The sequence below is a fragment of the Variovorax sp. P1_H2 genome (assembly GCF_056405295.1).
In genome coordinates this window covers 1-17,652 of the sequence record NZ_JBFUCJ010000131.1, presented here as the reverse complement: position 1 = coordinate 17,652, position 17,652 = coordinate 1, and the positions used below count along the sequence as shown (strand labels likewise).

The 17,652-nt window shown below is 64.9% G+C and carries 21 protein-coding genes; 13 read left to right on the top strand and 8 right to left on the bottom strand.

Annotated elements, in window-relative coordinates; genetic code table 11:
- Positions 1-229: 229 nt before the first annotated feature.
- The 5 genes from AC1D2E_RS30300 to AC1D2E_RS30280 all read right to left on the bottom strand — a co-directional run bounded on the left by AC1D2E_RS30300 (position 230) and on the right by AC1D2E_RS30280 (position 2,710).
- Positions 230-460 (bottom strand): hypothetical protein, encoded by a 231-nt coding sequence (locus tag AC1D2E_RS30300; RefSeq protein WP_478200828.1) that lies wholly within the window; start codon positions 458-460, stop codon positions 230-232.
- Positions 461-629: 169 nt separating this feature from the next.
- The gene (locus tag AC1D2E_RS30295) at positions 630-1,001 is read right to left on the bottom strand and encodes a hypothetical protein (RefSeq protein ID WP_478200827.1); all 372 of its coding nucleotides are present in this window, start codon (positions 999-1,001) and stop codon (positions 630-632) included.
- Positions 1,002-1,031: 30 nt separating this feature from the next.
- On the bottom strand, positions 1,032-1,565 hold the full coding sequence (locus AC1D2E_RS30290) for a hypothetical protein (protein ID WP_478200826.1): 534 nt from the start codon (positions 1,563-1,565) through the stop codon (positions 1,032-1,034).
- 163 nt (positions 1,566-1,728) lie between these two features.
- Positions 1,729-1,896, bottom strand: coding sequence for a VOC family protein (locus AC1D2E_RS30285; protein WP_478200825.1), 168 nt, complete (start codon positions 1,894-1,896; stop codon positions 1,729-1,731).
- Positions 1,897-2,020: 124 nt separating this feature from the next.
- Complete coding sequence (locus AC1D2E_RS30280; protein ID WP_478200824.1) at positions 2,021-2,710, bottom strand: TetR/AcrR family transcriptional regulator; 690 nt, start codon at positions 2,708-2,710, stop codon at positions 2,021-2,023.
- A gap of 115 nt (positions 2,711-2,825) precedes the next feature.
- On the opposite strand from AC1D2E_RS30280, the gene AC1D2E_RS30275 reads away from it, so the two are divergent.
- From AC1D2E_RS30275 to AC1D2E_RS30250, 6 genes are all read left to right on the top strand, one after another.
- Entirely contained in the window at positions 2,826-4,043 is a 1,218-nt protein-coding gene (locus AC1D2E_RS30275; RefSeq protein WP_478200823.1) for an ABC transporter substrate-binding protein, read from the top strand.
- Between the two features lie 30 nt (positions 4,044-4,073).
- Complete coding sequence (locus AC1D2E_RS30270; protein WP_478200829.1) at positions 4,074-4,949, top strand: branched-chain amino acid ABC transporter permease; 876 nt, start codon at positions 4,074-4,076, stop codon at positions 4,947-4,949.
- An 11-nt stretch (positions 4,950-4,960) separates the two neighbouring features.
- On the top strand, positions 4,961-5,953 hold the full coding sequence (locus AC1D2E_RS30265) for a branched-chain amino acid ABC transporter permease (protein ID WP_478200822.1): 993 nt from the start codon (positions 4,961-4,963) through the stop codon (positions 5,951-5,953).
- On the top strand, positions 5,943-6,695 hold the full coding sequence (locus AC1D2E_RS30260; RefSeq protein ID WP_478200821.1) for an ABC transporter ATP-binding protein: 753 nt from the start codon (positions 5,943-5,945) through the stop codon (positions 6,693-6,695). The genes AC1D2E_RS30265 and AC1D2E_RS30260 overlap by 11 nt, the downstream gene beginning before the upstream one ends.
- A 16-nt stretch (positions 6,696-6,711) precedes the next feature.
- On the top strand, positions 6,712-7,416 hold the full coding sequence (locus AC1D2E_RS30255; RefSeq protein WP_478200820.1) for an ABC transporter ATP-binding protein: 705 nt from the start codon (positions 6,712-6,714) through the stop codon (positions 7,414-7,416).
- A 115-nt stretch (positions 7,417-7,531) separates the two neighbouring features.
- Positions 7,532-7,969: a hypothetical protein gene (locus AC1D2E_RS30250; protein ID WP_478200819.1), complete on the top strand. Its 438-nt coding sequence runs from the start codon at positions 7,532-7,534 to the stop codon at positions 7,967-7,969.
- Between the two features lie 14 nt (positions 7,970-7,983).
- Here the strand turns inward: AC1D2E_RS30250 and AC1D2E_RS30245 are convergent, their stop codons facing one another.
- Positions 7,984-8,685, bottom strand: coding sequence for a VOC family protein (locus AC1D2E_RS30245; RefSeq protein ID WP_478200818.1), 702 nt, complete (start codon positions 8,683-8,685; stop codon positions 7,984-7,986).
- A 40-nt stretch (positions 8,686-8,725) separates the two neighbouring features.
- Positions 8,726-9,997, bottom strand: coding sequence for an MFS transporter (locus AC1D2E_RS30240; RefSeq protein ID WP_478200817.1), 1,272 nt, complete (start codon positions 9,995-9,997; stop codon positions 8,726-8,728).
- A 265-nt stretch (positions 9,998-10,262) separates the two neighbouring features.
- Here AC1D2E_RS30240 and AC1D2E_RS30235 point away from each other — a divergent pair, with 265 nt between their 5' ends.
- Positions 10,263-11,156, top strand: a complete 894-nt coding sequence (locus AC1D2E_RS30235) for a LysR family transcriptional regulator (RefSeq protein ID WP_478200816.1) — start codon at positions 10,263-10,265, stop codon at positions 11,154-11,156.
- 15 nt (positions 11,157-11,171) lie between these two features.
- On the opposite strand, the gene AC1D2E_RS30230 is transcribed toward AC1D2E_RS30235, so the two are convergent.
- Positions 11,172-11,915, bottom strand: a complete 744-nt coding sequence (locus AC1D2E_RS30230) for a TetR/AcrR family transcriptional regulator (RefSeq protein ID WP_478200815.1) — start codon at positions 11,913-11,915, stop codon at positions 11,172-11,174.
- 219 nt (positions 11,916-12,134) lie between these two features.
- On the opposite strand from AC1D2E_RS30230, the gene AC1D2E_RS30225 reads away from it, so the two are divergent.
- From AC1D2E_RS30225 to AC1D2E_RS30200, 6 genes are all read left to right on the top strand, one after another.
- The gene (locus AC1D2E_RS30225; protein ID WP_478200814.1) at positions 12,135-13,385 is read left to right on the top strand and encodes an ABC transporter substrate-binding protein; all 1,251 of its coding nucleotides are present in this window, start codon (positions 12,135-12,137) and stop codon (positions 13,383-13,385) included.
- A 59-nt stretch (positions 13,386-13,444) separates the two neighbouring features.
- On the top strand, positions 13,445-14,305 hold the full coding sequence (locus AC1D2E_RS30220) for a branched-chain amino acid ABC transporter permease (protein WP_478200813.1): 861 nt from the start codon (positions 13,445-13,447) through the stop codon (positions 14,303-14,305).
- Complete coding sequence (locus tag AC1D2E_RS30215; protein ID WP_478200812.1) at positions 14,302-15,240, top strand: branched-chain amino acid ABC transporter permease; 939 nt, start codon at positions 14,302-14,304, stop codon at positions 15,238-15,240. Before AC1D2E_RS30220 ends, AC1D2E_RS30215 begins: the two co-directional genes overlap by 4 nt.
- Positions 15,237-15,977 (top strand): ABC transporter ATP-binding protein, encoded by a 741-nt coding sequence (locus tag AC1D2E_RS30210; RefSeq protein WP_478200811.1) that lies wholly within the window; start codon positions 15,237-15,239, stop codon positions 15,975-15,977. Before AC1D2E_RS30215 ends, AC1D2E_RS30210 begins: the two co-directional genes overlap by 4 nt.
- Entirely contained in the window at positions 15,967-16,695 is a 729-nt protein-coding gene (locus AC1D2E_RS30205) for an ABC transporter ATP-binding protein (RefSeq protein WP_478200810.1), read from the top strand. Before AC1D2E_RS30210 ends, AC1D2E_RS30205 begins: the two co-directional genes overlap by 11 nt.
- A 36-nt stretch (positions 16,696-16,731) precedes the next feature.
- Positions 16,732-17,652: amidohydrolase family protein (locus AC1D2E_RS30200; RefSeq protein WP_478200809.1), on the top strand; the 921-nt coding region annotated here is incomplete at its 3' end.

The window sequence follows — 17,652 nt, the reverse complement described above, 5'->3', positions numbered from 1 at the left end:
CGTCCAGCGGGTCACGAAACCGTCGTTGCAGGCAAGCTTGGTTCGGATGTCCACGCGCCGCTCGCCATCGGCCCACAGCAGCACGCAGCGCGCCCGCCGCGCCAGCGCAGCACTTCCGTGCCGCTTGCGGATCACCGCCTCAAGTTCGCCGCGCTCTTGCTTGGTCAAATTCATTCTGTGCATGCTTCCAAGGTGGAGCATACACAGCCAATTTCAATGGTTCAGTGGACTAGCTCACCACCTCGGCAAAGACAGCCGTCCAGAACCAGTTCGTCCACTTGCGGCGCGTGCTGCTCTTCAGCCGGTACTTGATGCGCACCCGTCCAATGTCCGGCACGTCAATCTCGGCCTGCATCTCCGCAGGCTTCCCGGCGCCAGGCGGCGGAAGGGTCTCCGACGCCCGAGCGATCAGCTCGCCGGGAACCTTGGTCAGGATGCCGTTGGAGTCGTAGATGGACATGGCGGCAGGATAGCCCCGGAAGAGCTTGACAGACACCTGGTGACGGTTACAGCTCACTGAACTCGCTGTCGGAGTTGTGCACTCGTCGCCCCGGCAGTCTTTCCGAGGTCGCTCGACGCCGGCGTTTGTTGCCGGCAGGGGCTGTGAACCTCGGCACGTCGTCGAGGCCCTAGCTCAAACTCGCAATGAGGACGCGGACAAGTGCGGCGAGGAAGCCCGCAGCAACGGATGTGGCGACGGTCGTCATTACCAGGTCGGGCGTCCCTTCGTCCCCGTTTTGCCGCGCCTTTGAAGCGCTGGCACTGGGTTGCGCCACCGCTTCAAAGGCGGTGCTGAACGGGCTATAGAGTGCCCCGCCGAGGCTTTCCGGGTCAGATCCATCGCCCTGAACATCAACACTCGCTGATTGCTCGATTACGCCAGCTTTGGTGGAGGAGGCCTTTTCGCCTTCGGCCGCCAACAGCAGTTCACCTGGGAGCGCCGACAGCGCTGCCAGGCAAAAGCCTGCCAGCGCCCGGCGAGTTCCACGCTTTGTCTTCAACGGGTGCACTTCGGACTGCCGAGACCGCCGCTACTGCTTGCTGCCAGTCGCCTTGTGCGCCTGATGATTGCCGAAGACTAGCGGGGTTGCCGTATCGCATTTGAGCGCGGGAGTCGTCGACCCCTCCAGGGTGATGACGACCAGGGCAGTGTCTTTGGTGCCAGGCTCTCCGCCGTCGGTGAGCGTGAATGTTATCGACGCAGGCTGACCATTGAAGGTGCCGGTGCCCGCTCCCTCGAAGGTGTCGAAGGGCGCATCTGGAGGTTGTTGGATCGCCTCAGTGTCGGTGCACAGGGCCTTCGTCAACGTGGTCAGATGGAAATTGTCGCCACCGGAGAAATTGATTTCCAGATTGTTTGGCTCTGCCGGGCTGGGCTGCTCGTCGGTTTTGCAATGCAACTCGAACCCGTGCGACACCCTCTGCTGCCCGGTGGCGAGTTCACTGCAGAAAAAGCTTCCACCACCCGTCATTCGACCTTGCTCGTGCGCCCATGCAGCGCCCATCATCGTCGCCGCCGCTGCCGCGGCAGAGCAAAGCACAGCCTTTCCGCAAAGCTTGTTCATGATCGTCCCCCTGCCCCGCCACGGGCGGTGATACCAGGGCCAGAGCCCCCACTTCAGGAGGTTGAACAAACAGGCGCAAAGGCCCATCGGGCGCAAATCTTGTACGCCTTAAAGAGCTCACTTTCCATATCACGAATGGTCTATCGATGCTGAGCTGCGCACTTCACCCTCCGAAATCCGCCTCGTTGCCGTCGCGGTAGAGCCAGAGGCCGGGAAATCTGAACGGAGGTCGAAAACCCTCCTGGAATCCAAGGACGTCGACGTAGAACCGCTTGGAAGCCTCGACGTCGGTCGTTCGCACCGAGAAATGAGCCAGCTTGTTTATCGGCATAGATTGCTCCTTCGAATCATATAACTGATCTAACGATCAATATTGGTCGAGGCAAACGGGAACTGCAAGCTTCTTTGTCAAGCTGGATCGCCCGTCACGCGCGGGCGCGTTTGCGCGGTCGGCGTTAGGTGCGATCCGCGAGCAGTACTTGCGGAACGCCCGACATGAAAGCGTCCACACGCATGTCGATGAGGCGCTCCAGGCGCTTGGGCGCGGGAAGGTCGTAGACCCATTTCCTGACCCCGATGTAGAAGACGCTCGAATGCATCGCCCACACAAGTTCGACCTCCTCGTCCTCCCCATCGGCATCGGCCGGGTCCGGAATGCCGAACTCGTGGCGGAGCTCGCGGACGATGACCAGGAAGTGCCGCTCACGCAGGCGTGAAAGATACTTCTGATTGATGCCGCCCCGGCTCAACCCGGCGTAGATGAAGATGCGCACCCACTCGCTGCGAAGCACGAACCTGGCGTAGTCCTTGAGGTAGCGCTTCAGCCGCTCGGCCAGCGACACGCTTCGGTCCACCAGCCACTCCTCCCATTCGGGGTTCCACCGACGCACGAATACCTCCTCGTACACCCGGTCGACGAGTGCCTCCTTGGTGGGGAAGTACCTGTAGAGCAGCGGCTGCGTGATGCCGAGCTCCTTCGCGAGGTCACGGGTGCTTGCCTCGAAACCACGCCTCGCGAAGAACGAGATGGCGGCCTGCACGATTTGATGTTCGCGGTCTTCCGGCGCCAGGCGCCGCCGGGGAATCCCGCCTGCTGCGGCATGCGGCTCGATGGGCCGGATTGGTTTCGTGAGGTTCGGTTGCACTCGGGTTTTCCCCATATTATTTATCAGTTGACAGTTTAGTTGAGCTGCGTCAAAGTTATCGACCGATAAATAGTAATGTACGTCCGATCCGGACCGGCGCCAACAGGAGAACCCCATGAGACAACATGCTTCGCTCAACCAGCTTTTTCGCCGGGCGACCGCCCTCGCGGGCCTTTGCATTGCAGCCTCGGCTGTGCATGCCCAGGCCATCAAGATCGGACTTCCGGTCCCGCTGACGGGACCGTATGGTGCCGAAGCGAAGGACCAGGTCCGCAACGCGGAGCTTGCCGTTAAGGAATTCAACGACGGCGGCGGTCTGAACGGACGCAAGGCCGAGCTGCTGGTTCGCGACGACAAGCTCAATCCCGGCGAGGCCGCCACCCGCACGCTCGAACTGCTCGAGAAGGACAACGCGAACTTCATCGTCGGCGGCCTCTCCGCGGCGACCCAGCTGTCCATCAACAACGTCACCAGGCAGCGCAAGGTCATCTACGTTTCCATCAGCCAATCCGACGCCATCAACGAGGTGAGCGACGCGAGCCCGTATACCTTCCACGAGGCGCTGAACCCGCACATGACCACCCAGGCAGTTGGCCGCTACGTGTTCAAGAAGGGCATGAGGGTCGCTTTCCTGACCGCCGACTACGCCTACGGCCAGGAGATGACGCGTGGCTTCACGCGCGTGGCCAAGGAACTTGGCGCCGAGGTCGTTGGCGAGGTCAAGCACCCGCTGGGGGCTCAGGACTATTCGACGTTCCTGCCTCGCCTCCAGGCGATGAAGCCCGACGTTCTCATCTTCAACAACTTCGGAAACGACAACCGCATCGCGATCAAGCAGGCGGGCGATTTCGGGATGAAGAAGGGCATGAAGTTCGTCACGCCCATATTGACCTACACGGCACGGGTGTCCGGTGGCGCGTCGACCTATGAAGGAGTCATCGGCGGCACACAGTACTTCTGGGAGATTGAATCCGACACGCCATCGGCAAAGGACTTCAACACTGCGTTCAAGGCCGCCAACGACAACAAGTACCCCTCCGACTATGGCGCGATGGCCTATTCGGCCGTGAAGTCGCTCCTGCTTGCGGTCAAGAGCGCAGGCGCGACGGACAGCGCCAAGGTCGCGGCCGCCCTGACATCCCTCAAGTACGACACCTACAAAGGCCGGCAGTACTACCGCGCCTGCGACCACCAATCCGTCCAATCGGTGCTCGTCGTCGAATCGAACAGCAAGGAAGTGCGCGACCCGTCGGCCGTGTTCAAGGTGCTTCACGTCGAGCCGGCCAATGAACAGCTCCTGCGCTCGTGTCAGGAACTCGGGTTCAAGGGCTGAACTGAACGAAGTCCGGAGGACTCCATGGAAATTACCTTCGACCTGCTGGCGCTTCAGCTATTTACCGGCTTGGCCCTGGGCGCCGTGTACGTGCTGCTGGCCGTCGGCCTCTCGCTCATCTTCGGCATGCTCACGGTCGTGAACTTCGCGCACGGAGCGTTCTTCATGCTCGGCGCCTACATCGGCCTGCTTGCAGCCGAGAAGACAGGTTCATTCTGGTTGGCCCTCCTCATCGCGCCCGTCGTCGTGGGCGCGATTGGAATGCTTGCCGAGCGCTGGCTCATCAGGCCACTCTATGGCCGGGGCATCGACTACCCCTTGCTGCTCACGTTCGGGCTTGCGTACATGATGGTCGAAGGCGTGCGCATCGTCTGGGGCAAGGCCGGCCTGCCCTTCGACACCCCTGAGGCCCTGCAAGGGGCGACGAACCTCGGCTTCGCCGACTTCCCTACCTACCGCCTCTTCGTGATTGGCGTCGTTGTCGTCTTGCTGGTCGCTCTCTGGCTCTTGATCGAGCGCACGCCGTTCGGGCTTGTCGTCAGGGCGGGTGTCCGGGATTCGGTCATCGTTCGCGTGCTCGGGGTCGACGTGTCTCGCGTCTGGCTCATCGTCTTCGGCGTCGGTACTGGCATCGCTGCACTCGCGGGCGTTCTCGCGGCGCCCATGCAAGGCGTCTCGCCCGAAATGGGCACCTCGGTGCTCACGGTTGCATTCGTGGTCACCGTCGTAGGTGGCATGGGGTCGCTGTTGGGCGCAGTCGTGGCCGGCCTGCTGGTCGGCATCGTCGAGAGCATGGCCGTCCTTTTCTTTCCCGAGGCAGCCAAGGTGTCGATGTTCGTCATCATGGCCGCCGTTCTCCTGGTTCGTCCGCAAGGTCTGTTCGGTCGCGCAGGTCTGATGTCATGAAAGGGCTCACCATGAACGCTGTCACGCCCCCCGTTCCCGCCACCGTGCCTGGCGCTCGGCAAGAGCTCTTCAGGACGATCGCAAGGCACCGCGTCCTCGCGACCGTGCTCTTCTTCGCCGTCTTCCCCTGGCTGATGCCGTACCAGTCGGTCGCCATCAATATCCTCATCTACGGCTTGTTCGCCGTCGGATTCAACCTGCTGTTCGGTTACACGGGCCTGCTGTCCTTCGGTCACGCCGCTTTCCTCGGCGTGGGCGCGTACACGGCAGGCATCCTCATCGCGCAGCACAACGTCCCTTGGTGGGCGGCGGTGCCGGCTGCGATCGCGGCCGGCTGCCTGGTCGCACTGGTGATGGGATTGCTTGCCATTCGAACGCGTGGCATCTACTTTGCGATGGTGACGCTCGCGCTTTCCCAGTGCGTCTACTTCCTGGTCTACCAGTTGCCTGCTTCCGGTGGCGAAAACGGGCTTCGTGGCGTCAACATCTCCGAGGTTGGCATTCTTGGATTCCGGCTCGACCTGTTGAACCCGCTGCAGAAATACTACTTCGTCTTCGGGTTCGTCGCGGTTGCGATGTGGCTGCTCTCCCGCATCCTTGCATCGCCGTTTGGCGGCGCCATCGAAGCAGTCCGGGAGAACGAGGCAAGGGCCCGAGCGTGCGGGTTCGATATCGAACGCACGAAGCTCCTGTCCTTCGTGCTGTCGGCGGGATTCTGTGCATTGGCGGGCGCGCTCAACGCCATCCATCTCTCCAGCGTCCCCATCGAGACCCTGCACTACGCCACATCCGGGATGGTCGTGATGCTCTGCCTGTTGGGCGGCATGGGCACCTACTTCGGCCCATTCGTGGGAGCGGCGCTCTTCCTGCTCATCCAGGACTTCGCATCCAGCTGGACCGAGCACTGGCAACTCCTTGTCGGTGGCGTATTTGTCGTCTTCGTGCTCTTCTTCCCCAAGGGAGTCTGGGGCACGTTTCTCGAGAAGGTCTCCCATGTTCGCTGAACCCATCATCGAAACGAAGAACGTCAGCAAGAACTTCGCTGGATTCAAGGCGCTCTCCAATGTGAGCGTGCAGATTCGACCGGGCATGCTGACCTCCATCATCGGGCCCAACGGCGCGGGAAAGAGCACGTTTTTCAACACGCTTTCCGGCGCTTTTGCCCCGAGCGACGGACAAATCTTCTTCATGGGCAAGGACATCACGGGAATGCCCGCGCACGAATTCGCGCACGCAGGCATCGCGAAGTCCTTCCAGATCACGAATCTGTTCCCCAACTTCACCGCGCTGGAGAACGTCCGCATCGCGCTTCAGGCGCACGTGTCGCGCTACGGGCTGTGGCGCAGGCGTTCGGCGCTTGAAGGCTTGAGCGAACAAGCGGCCGCGCTGCTGGACAAGGTCGGCCTTGCCGACCGCGCACTTCGTCTCGCTCGCGAGCTGGCCCACGGTCAGCAACGCGCACTCGAAATCGCTGTGGCCCTCGCCGCCGAGCCCCAACTCTTGTTGATGGACGAGCCGACGGCAGGGATGAGCCCCGAAGAGACGAAGGTCATGATGGCGCTCATCCGCAAGCTCGTCGAAGAACGAACGGTCGTCCTCGTCGAGCACAAGATGAAGATGGTGATGGGCATCAGCGAACACATCGTGGTCCTGCATCACGGGGAGCTCATCGCCGAAGGCACACCCGACGACATTCGCGCCAACGACCTGGTCAGGCGCGTCTATCTGGGCCAGGGCGACCACTGAGGGAGTACGTACGAGCATGCTTGAAGTCAAAGACCTGAACGCCTGGTACGGAACCAGTCACATCCTCCAGGGCATCAGCGTGAACGTCCGCAAGGGCGAACTGGTCTGCCTGATCGGCCGCAACGGTGCCGGGAAGACCACGACGGTCAAGAGCATCTCCGGCCTGATTTCCAAGGCCAAGGGTTCCGTGAAGTTCGACGGCGTCGAGCTGCTGGGCTCGCCGACGCATGCCAGGTTCTCGAGGGGCCTCGCCTACGTGCCCGAGGAGCGTCGCATCGTGCCTGGCCTCACGGTTCGAGAGAACATCCGCCTCGGGCTTCTGGCCTCGCCGCTGCGCCGGCGCGAGTCTGAAGTCATCGACGAGATTGCCGAGACCTTTCCTCGGCTCAAGGAGCGGCTAGACCAGGCGGCCATCACGATGTCCGGCGGCGAACAGCAGATGCTGGCCATCGCCCGCGCGGTAGCGTCCAAGCCCAAAATGGTGCTCCTCGACGAGCCCTCCGAAGGCATCATGCCCGTGCTCGTGGACGAGATGTTCGAGTACTTCGCGGCGCTCAAGCGCAGCGGCGTGACCATTCTTCTGATCGAGCAGAACGTCGGCCTGGCGCTCAAGATTGCCGACCGCGCCTACATCCTCGACCAGGGAGAGATCGTGTACAGCGGCAGTGCGAAAGAGATGCTCGACGACGAGGCCATCCAGGAGCGCTACTGCGCTGTCTGAATGAAAGCGAGCTGGTCTGACCTTGAGGGCTTGATGCCAGAGACTGATATCTTCCGGCGCGTAGCACGTGCCTGGGGACTAGCGCGACCGACGCGTGAATCGTCGAGCGCCTCAGGTGCTTGTGCCGCAAGCAGTTGCACGAACAAGCGAGACGCACGAGACCTTCTACTGGCCGACCGACGTGGAGCTCTCGACATGCCAGCGCCACGATCGCAAGACCGTGCGCGAGTACATCCGCCAGGCGCAGATCGACTTCGCGAAGTTCAAGGTCCAGTTCGCCAACGATGAGCGTGCGCAACGCGAGCTGCGGCTGTTTGCCAGGGTGCTGGACCGCCGTCGCTGCCTCTGGGTGCATTACGTGCTACACCAGCACCTTGCCCAAAATGCTGCGCTGTCACAGGCCTTCGAGCACTCCGTCGGCGTTCCGGGCGAGATCCTTTACGACAGCATGAAGGTCGTGTTGGGCGAGCCCGAACCGGACAAGCCCAACGTCTACAGCGCGAAGCTACGGGCGTGCCGAGCGCACTACGGCTTCGTGCCGCGGCCGACGTAGGCGAGCGGGAAGCATCAGCCGATGTGGACCGGGGGACGACGGATCTGCACCACGCCGCGTTCGGTCTCCACACCCATTGCATAAAGACCCGAAGAGCCGCCGTTGTAGCGGATCTCGAACGGAAAATCCGACGGCGATGCTACGTCGCCGAGCCATCCCTTCAGATCGGAATGCGTTCCGCCGATCTCGATCCACGCCAGGCCCTGCCCCTGCACGTCTCCGGAGCCCGGCACCACGGGCAGGCTCGCGACATGGACGCCATCACCCGGCTTGAAGTAGAGGTTGGGCTTGCCGATGGGCCAGGCTGCGGTCGCGCTCGGTGCCTGCAGGGCGAAGCCGCGGGCGCCGTTCATCATCTGGCGGCCGGCCTCATGCCCTGTGGTGTTCGGGTCGATCGTCGTGCCGTGGTGCAACGCGAAAGCCTCGAGCTCTTCGAGCGTGTCCGAGCGCAGGCACCAGCCGATGAAGCGGTCTCCTTCGCGCGTCTGGCGCTCCATGAAGACGGTCAGAGGCTCGCCGTGCTGGAGGGGCCGGCGGTCGATCACGCTCTCGACCTCGATGTAGATATCGGGCGCGAGCGGCACCACGCGGTGGCCGATGCCGTAGAGCGGAAAGAAGCCGCCGTCGTAGTTGCCCAGGCCGGTCTCTTTGCTGAGCCGGAAAGTCGACTCGTAGACGTTGGGGGCTGCCATGCAGACATGGTCGAAATGAATCACCGTCGTCCCTTCGGATGTGTGTGTTGAAGAAGCTGCGGGATCACCGCGTCACAGGGTCGTAACGGCCTACTGGCGGAGCCGACGGCCTGATGAGCGCCTTGCGCCGCATGAGCCGGCTGGCGAGGTAGACGAAGACGGCACCGAGCAGTGCGGCGATCGCGAGGAAGACGAGCCCCGCGTCATAGGAGCCGGTGCGGTCCTTCAGCAGGCCGATGAAGTACGGACTGAACATTGAGCCGACGATGCCGAAGGAGTTGACATAGGCGAACACTACGGCCGCGGTCTTGCCCCTGACGCCGATGCCCGTCAGTTGCCAGATGCAGATCGGCCCGCTGACCAGCCCCGCCGTCAGCAGCGACAGCCCGGCGATCGACGCATACAGGTTGTGAATGCCGACCAGGATGCCGATCCCCAGCGCGGCGGTCACGAAGGAGCCGATGGCATGCCAGACCCGCTCGTTCGTGCGGTCGGAATGCGCGACCCAGAACCAGTACATCACCATGCCAAACACGCTGGGGATCGCCGCCAGCAGGCCGACCTGGATGGTCGACAGCGTGACGCCGAAGAGGCGGCCGAACTCCTGCACGATCTGGGGCGTGAAGATCAGGCTGGCATAGAAGCCCATCTGCGCCGTCGCATAGGCGAGCGACAGCAGGATCAGGTGCGGCTGGAGCAAGGTGGTTCGCAGCGGAACCGCGGCCGTGGCTTCTGGAGCGTCGCCGCTGTCCCTGGCGGCTATGACCTGGCGCTTCTCCTCGTCGCTCAGCCAGTCCGCCTCCTCCGGCTTCGAGGTCAGGAAGCGGATCGAGTAGAAGCCCAGCAGCACCGGCAGGAGCCCTTCGACGAACAGCATGATCCGCCAGCCTGAAAAGCCGAAGAGGCCATCGGCATACTGGACGATCGCGGCCGACATCGGCGTGCCCACGATGACCGCCCAGGGCAGCACGGCGATCACGAGCATGCGACCGCGCAGCCCGGGCGGAAACCACAACGCGAGGCAGTAGATCAGGCCCGGAAACAGGCCGGCCTCGGCCACGCCCAGCAGCATCCGGACCGCGATCAACTGCCATCCGTTCTGCACGAAGGCCGTGCACGCGGAGATCAGCCCCCAGGTCACCATGATGCGCGTGAGCCACACGCGCGCGCCAACCCGGTGCAGGATKATGTTGCTCGGAATCTCCAGAGCCAGGTAGCCGATGAAGAACAGGCCCGCAGCCAGTCCGAACACCTGCTGGCTGATGCCCAACTCCGCGTTCATGCGCAGCGCGGCGGTCCCGATATTGATGCGATCGAGGTATGCCATGGTGTACATCAGCATCAGGATGGGAACGATCCGCCTGATCACTTTGCGCTGTACGGACGCGGGAAGGGTTTGAGTCATATCGGACGCCCGGGGGCTTCGGAGGGTTGGCGGGCAAGCCCGCGGTCAGTATCGGCTGGGCCGGTGCTCCGGATTCAGCGTTGATCAAATGATCGCTAACGAGAAGATGACTGGAAAGGACAATCTTTCTCACGATCACGGACATTCGAGGTCCGAATTCCTTAGACTGCGACCCTCGCATCCGAGCACAGCCACCATGAACCTCATCGACCTGCGCACGCTGAAGCACTTCGTCTGCGTGGCGGAGAACGAGAGCATCTCCAGGGCCGCGCAGATGTTGCACATCTCCGCCTCGCCGCTAAGCCGCACCATCCTGAACCTCGAGGAGAAGATCGGCTTTGCCTTGTTCGATCGCGTCGGCCGGAGCCTGCGGCTCAACAATGCCGGGCGCGAGCTGCTACTCAACGCGCGCAAGCTGCTGCTGAGCAACGAGCGGCTGATGCTCGACCTGCAACGCAGGGCCGGCGGCACCGGCGGCACGGTAGTCATCGGCCACATGCCCGGCGCGCTCTACAACGGCATCATCCCGGACACCGCCAAGCGCGTGCAGGCCGCACATCCCGCGATCCGCTTCCAGTTCGAGGGCGCGCTCGAAAGCCAGCAGCTGGAGGAATTGCGCCGCGGACGCCTGGATTTCGCGGTTCAGACCCAGGAACTCACCGATCCCACGCTCGCCTCGGCGGTCTTCAGCTCGGAGCGCTACGTGCTGCTGATGCCGCGCGACCACCCGTTGGTCGCGGTGCCGGAGATCTCGTCTCGCCAGCTGGTCCATGCCGAGTGGGTGGTGACGCCCGAGCGCAACGGCCCTTCGCTGCGCGCCAAGTTCATGCTGGCCTGCCACCGGCTGGGCTTCGAGCCGCGCGTGGCCTGCGTCGCGGGCGACATCATCTCGGCGCTCGCGCTGGTGGCAAGCGGCTTCGGGCTGTGTGCCGCGCAAGAGAGCCTGGTGCAGTTCTCGGGCGAAAACATCGTGGTGCGCGAACTCCCGCTGCTGGAGATGCGCACCGACTACCGCATCGTCTGGCGCCCGGACGCGCTGGGGTCCGCGGCCGAGCGCTTCCTCGATGCGCTGCTGGAGCGGTCGGCCTGAGTTTGGGGCGGCCGATCAGGCGACCGGCCTGCGCCCCCGCTTCGGCCCGGCACCCGCGGTCGGCACGGCCGCAGCGCGGTCGGCCAGCAGCACCTTCGGTGCCCCGTGCAGGAAAGATTCGACACGCATATCGATCAGTCGATCAATATTTCGTGGCGCCGCGAGGTCGTAGACCCACTTGCGCACGCCGATGTAGAACACGCTGGAGTGCATGGCCCAGATGAGTTCGACCTCTTCGTCCTCGGCCTCGCTGCTTTCGGGATCCGGAATGTCGTAGGTAAAGCGCAACTCGCGCGCGATGAGCAGGAAATGGCGCTCGCGCAGGCGCGCGAGGTAGCGCTGGTTCATGCCGGCGCGGCTCAGGCCCGCGTACATGAAGATGCGCACCCATTCGCCGCGCAGCACGAAGTGCGCGTAGTCCTTGAGGTAGCGCTTGAGGCGGCTTTCGAGCGAATGCGTGCGGTCGGCGAGCCACTCTTCCCATTCGGGATTCCAGCGCCGCACGAAGACCTCGTCGTAGACCCTGTCGACCAGCGCGTCCTTGGTCGGGAAGTAGCGGTACAGCAGGGGCTGCGAGACGCCCAGGCGCTGGGCCAGGTCGCGCGTACTGCCCTCGAATCCGTGCTTCGCGAAGAAGCTGATCGCCGACTGGACGATCTCGTGCTCGCGGTCCTCGGGAGCCAGGCGGCGGCGGCGCTGCCCGGCGCCGATGGCACCTTCTTCCGGGGTCTCGTCGGTCTTGGCGGTGCGTGCGGTCATCAAGTGTGTCTGTCGATGGATCGGCGGGTCGTCGCGGCGCGCCCGGCGCGCTGCATGGAACGATCGTTCGATTATTAGGGCACGCGACCTTCAATGCCAGGCGTTCAGGGTAAACMCCGATCTTCTTCTGTCGAACGCGGCTTGATCCATGAATCTTGTAGATTTATTATTGATCGTCTGATCACTTAAATTGCAAACCTCAAGCGGAACGGAGACAGCATGACGATCGATCGCAGGAATTTCATTGCGGCGGCCGCGACCGCCGGCGCCGCGTTGGCGGCCCCATCCCTGGTCCGCAGCCAGGGCACGCCCGAGCCGCTGCGTCTGGGCTTGCTTACCGCCAAGACCGGGCCCTTTGCCTCCGGTGGCCTGGACATGGAGCGCGGGCTGCAGAGCTACCTTTCGGCCAACGACCAGATGCTCGGCGGACGCAAGGTCGAGCTGATCGTGGCGGACACCGGCGGCGTGCCGTCGACTGCCCGCAGCAAGACCCAGGAACTGGTCGAGCGCGAGCGCGCGCAGGTGCTCATGGGCCCGCTGGCCGCCTTCGAGGCGCTGGCCACCGACGACTACATGCGCGCCCGCAAGATCCCGGTCTTCCCGGTCGCGGCGGCGGAGGACATGACCCAGCGCAAGGCCAATCCCTGGCTGTTCCGCGCCAGTTCGACTTCGGCCCAGTGCGCCCATCCGCTGGCGGACTACTGCGCGAAAAAGCTGAAGTACAAGCGCATGGTGCTGGTCGCCGATGACATCGCCTACGGCCACGAGATGACGGCCGGCTTCCAGCGCGTGTTCGAGGAGGCCGGCGGCAAGGTGGTGCAGAAGCTGTTCCCGCCGCTCACGGCACCGGACTACGGCACCTTCCTGGCCCAGCTCAGCCGCGACGCGGACGCGGTCTTCCTCGGCTTCGCAGGCTCCAACGGCTTTCGCTTCATCCGGCAGTTCAACGAGTACGGCCTGCGCGGCAAGCTGGCCTTGGTCGGCGGCATGACGGCGCTCGACGAGGCCGTGCTGCGCAACATGGGCGACGAGGCGCTGGGCATCGTCACGGTCAACTGGTACTCCGCCGAGCTTGCGAACCCGGTCAACGCCAAATTCGCCGGGGCCTTTCGCAAGGCCCATGGCTACGACCCGGGCTTCTACGCCGCCTGCACCCATGTCAGCGCATCGGTGCTCGATGCCGCCCTGCAGCCGCTGAAGGGCCAGGCCTTCGATCGCGAGTCGCTGCGCGCATCGCTGCAGAAGACGGACGCACTGACCGCGCGCGGACCTGTCAAGTTCGACGCCTGGGGCAACGTGGTCGGCAACGTGTACGTGCGCACCGTCGAGCGCAAGGACGGGCGGCTGGTCAACACGATCATCGAGACCTACCCTGACGTGAGCCAGTTCTGGACCTACGACCCGAAGAAGTTCCTGGCCGAGCCGGTCTATTCGCGCGACTGGCCGCCTGCCAGGAACCTGGCCGCCTGAACCCACACCGGAGCCTCACGGACCGCCGCCGCATCGGCGCGGGCCACGACGTCAAGAACATGCAATTCTGGTTGACTCAGACACTCAACAGCCTGGCCCTCGGCGGCCTGCTGCTGCTGCTCTCATCGGGCTTCGCGCTCATCTTCGGGCTGATGCGCATCGCCAACCTCACACATGGCGCGCTGTTCATGATTGGGGCCTACGTGGCCGCGAGCGCGGCGCACGCCGGCTGGGGCTTCGCGGCGGCGGTGGTGCTGGCGGCACTCGCGACCGCGGCCATCGGCGGGCTGTTCGAGCACCTGGTGCTGCGCCGCCTGGCGGGCAATGCGCAGGCCCAGGTGCTGGCCACGCTCGGCCTTTCCTTCATCGCCGCCGATCTCTGCCTGGTGCTTTGGGGCGGCGATCCGATCCCGGTTTCGCCGCCGGCCTTCCTGAGCGGCCCGGCGTCGGTGCTCGGCTTCAGCTTTCCGAGCTACCGGCTGGCCGTGATTGTGGTGGCGCTGGTGGCCGCCATCGTGCTGTACCTGCTGCTCGAGCGCACCCGGCTCGGCGCCCGCATCCGCGCCGGCGTCGACGACATGCCGATGGCGCGCGCGGTCGGCATCCGCGCCTCGGCGCTGTTCACCGCTGTCTTCTGCCTCGGCGCGATGCTGGCCGGAATCGGCGGCGCCTTCGGCGGGCCGATCCTGTCGGCCTATCCGGGACTCGACGCCGACATGCTGCCGCTGGCGCTGATCGTGGTGATCCTGGGCGGCGTCGGCAGCCTGATAGGCACCTTCATCGCGAGCTTCATCATCGGCTTCATCTACACCTTCGGCACCGCGCTGGTCCCCGACCTCGCCTACGTGATCCTGTTCCTGCCGATGATCCTTGTGCTGGCCTTCCGGCCCACCGGCCTGCTCGGAGGTGCCCGCGCATGAAGCCGACGATCCGTGGCCTGCTGCTGCTCGCGGCCCTGGCCCTGCTGCCGGCGGTGTCCGGCGAGTACTACGTCAATCTGGGCAGCCAGATGCTGATCGCCGTGATCTTCGCGTCCAGCCTGAACCTGCTGGTCGGCTACGCCGGCCTGACCTCGCTGGGGCACGCGGCCTACCTGGGCCTGTCGGCCTACATCGCCGCCTGGCTGGCACTGCGGCTGGGCCTCGGCCACGCGATGGCCGCGCCGCTCACGCTGCTAGCCACCACGGCAATCGGCGGCGTTTTCGGCTGGATCGCGTTGCGGGCCTCGGGACTCAGCTTCCTGATGCTGACCCTCGCGCTGTCGCAGGTGGTGTGGGGTCTCGCCTACCGCTGGACCTCAGTGACCAACGGCGACAACGGGCTTTCGGGCCTCACGCGTCCGTCGCCGTTCGGCATCGACATGGAGAACAGCAACGCCTACTACTGGTTCGTGCTGCTGATCGCCGCGGTGGTGCTGCTGGTGGTCGGGCGGCTCGTGAACTCGCCCTTCGGCGCCTCGCTGCGCGGCACGCGCGACCAGGCGCGCCGCATGAATTCGCTCGGCTACAACGTCTGGGCCATCCGCTGGTGCGCCTTCGTCGGCGCCAGCTTCGTCGGGGCCGTGGCGGGCCTGCTCTACGTCTACTTCCACAAGTACGTGCATCCGAGCGTGCTGTCGGTCACCGCGTCGGCCGAGGTGCTGCTGAGCGTGATCGCGGGCGGTGCCGGCACGCTGGCCGGGCCGGCCGTCGGCGCCGTGCTGGTGGTGCTGCTGAAGAACTACGCGTCGGGCTACATCGAGCGATGGAACATGCTTTTGGGCGCGGTGTTCGTGTTCATCGTGCTGGTGATGCCGCACGGCATCGTGCCCGGCGTGCGCACGCTGCTGGCCCGGCTGAAGGAGAAGCGCGCATGACCGCCGCCCTCGAGATCAAGGGGCTGCGCAAGTCCTTCGGCGGCATCGCCGTGACGCAGGACGTCTCGCTGACGATGCAGCCCGGCGAGCGGCGCCTGGTCATCGGGCCCAACGGCGCCGGCAAGACCACGCTGTTCGGCCTGATCGGTGGCGAGATCCGGCCCGACGGCGGATCGATCCGCATCTTCGGCGAGGACGTGACGAAGCTGCCGATGCGCGCCCGCGCACGCTGTGGACTCGCGCGCACCTACCAGATCATCACGCTGTTCCCGAAGGACACGCTGGCGCACAACGTGGTGCTGGGGCTGCTGGCGCTGCTGCCGCTGCGGCACGACGCGCGCACCGACCTGTCGCGGCAGACGGCGCTGCACGATCGCGCGGTGCAACTGCTCGACGGCGTCGGGCTCGCCGGCAAGGCGCTGCACCGCGTGTGCGATGTGTCTTATGGCGAGCAGCGCCGGGTCGAGTTGGCGCTCGGCCTGGCGCAGCAGCCGCGCCTGCTGCTGCTCGACGAGCCGCTCGCGGGCCTGTCGCAGGACGAGCGCGTGATGGTGCAGCGGCTGATCGCCCAGGTGCCGCGCGAGACCGCGATCCTGATGATCGAACACGACATGGATGTGGCGCTCGAGTTCGCCGAACAGATCACGGTGCTGCACTACGGGCAGGTGATCGTCGAAGGCGACCGACGCACCGTCGTGAATCACCCGAAAACGAGGGAGATCTACCTTGGCCATTGATGCACTGAGCGTGAGGGAGATCGACGTCTGTTACGGGCAAAGCCAGGTCGTGCACCGGCTCTCGATGAACCTGCAGGAGGGCCGCGTGCTTGCCCTGCTGGGACGCAACGGCGCCGGCAAGAGCACCTCGCTCAACACCTTCGCCGGGCTGCACCAGGCGCTTAGCGGCAGCATCCAGTTGGCGGGCCGCCCGGTCGAGCGGATGTCGCCCGAAGGCATCGCGCGCGCCGGCATGCGGCTGGTGCCCCAGGGCCGGCGCATCTTCCCGAGCCTGACGGTGCTGGAGAACCTGCAGGTGGCCGAACAGGCCGCCGCGGCGGGCGGCGGCGATGGCAAGCGCGCCTGGAACCTCGAGCGCGTATACGCCACCTTCGGCCGTCTCAAGGAGCGCACGCGGCAGCGCGCCGGCACCCTCTCCGGCGGCGAGCAGCAGATGCTGGCGATCGGCCGCGCGCTGATGGGCAACCCGCGCGTGCTGCTGCTCGACGAGCCCACGGAAGGGCTCGCGCCTTTGATCGTCGCGGAGGTCGCTCAGGCCATCAGGATGCTCAAGGCCGACCGGCTCTCGATCGTGCTGGTCGAGCAGAACTTCAACCTGGCGCTTGAAGTAGCGGACGACGTGGTCGTGCTCAACACCGGCCACGTCGTCCATGCCGGCAGTGCCGATTCGGTACGCGCCGAACCCGAACTCGCCACCCGCCATCTCGGCGTGTTCTAGGCCGAACTCATCAATCACACACCCAACCGACTTCACGTGCTCTACACCTGCTCCCCCCACTGCACCGACCCGACCCACCGCCACGCCGAAGCGCCCATGGGCCGCGCGCGCTCGGCTGCCCTTTCGATGGCTCGCGCGGCCAGCGCGTCGACGCCGATGCGCGGCGACCGCCCGCCGGTCGTCGACGTGCACTGCCACTACCTCAATCCGGACGTCGCCAGGGCGGCGAGCGACCTCGATGTCAGCCGCCATGATCCGAGCGTGATCCATGCGAACGCACTCACGCGCGAGACCAATGTCGCGCAGATGCGGGAGCGCGCCCCCAAGCTGACCGGCATCGACCAGCGCCTCGACGACATGGGCCGCATGGGCATCGACATCCAGGCGATCAGCCCGGCGCCGTTCCAGTACTTCTACTTCACGCCGCCGGAGCGCGGCGCGGCACTGGCGCGGCAGGTGAACGAAGGCATCGCGGCGCTCGTGGCCGCCACGCCCCAGCGCTTCGTGGGCCTCGGCTCGGTGCCGCTGCAGAACGCCGAGCTCGCGATCCAGGAGCTCGACCATGCGATCGGCACGCTTGGCCTGCGCGGCATCGAGATCAACACCAACGTCAACGGCCTCGATCTCACCGACGCGAAGCTCGGCCTGGAGCCCTTCTTTGCGCGCGCCGACGCGCTCGGCGCGGTGTTGTTCCTGCATCCGGTCGGCTTCTCCGAAGGGGCGCGGCTGACCGACCACTACTTCAACAACGTGATCGGCAACCCGCTCGAGACGACGGTGGCCGTGAGCCACCTGATCTTCGACGGCGTGGTGGCACGGTATCCGAACATCAGGTTCATCGCCGCGCATGGCGGCGGCTATGTGTCGCACTACTGGGCACGCATGGACCACGCATGGCGCGCGCGCCCGGATTGCCGCACGGTGATCGATCGCGCACCCTCGAGCTATCTCAAGACC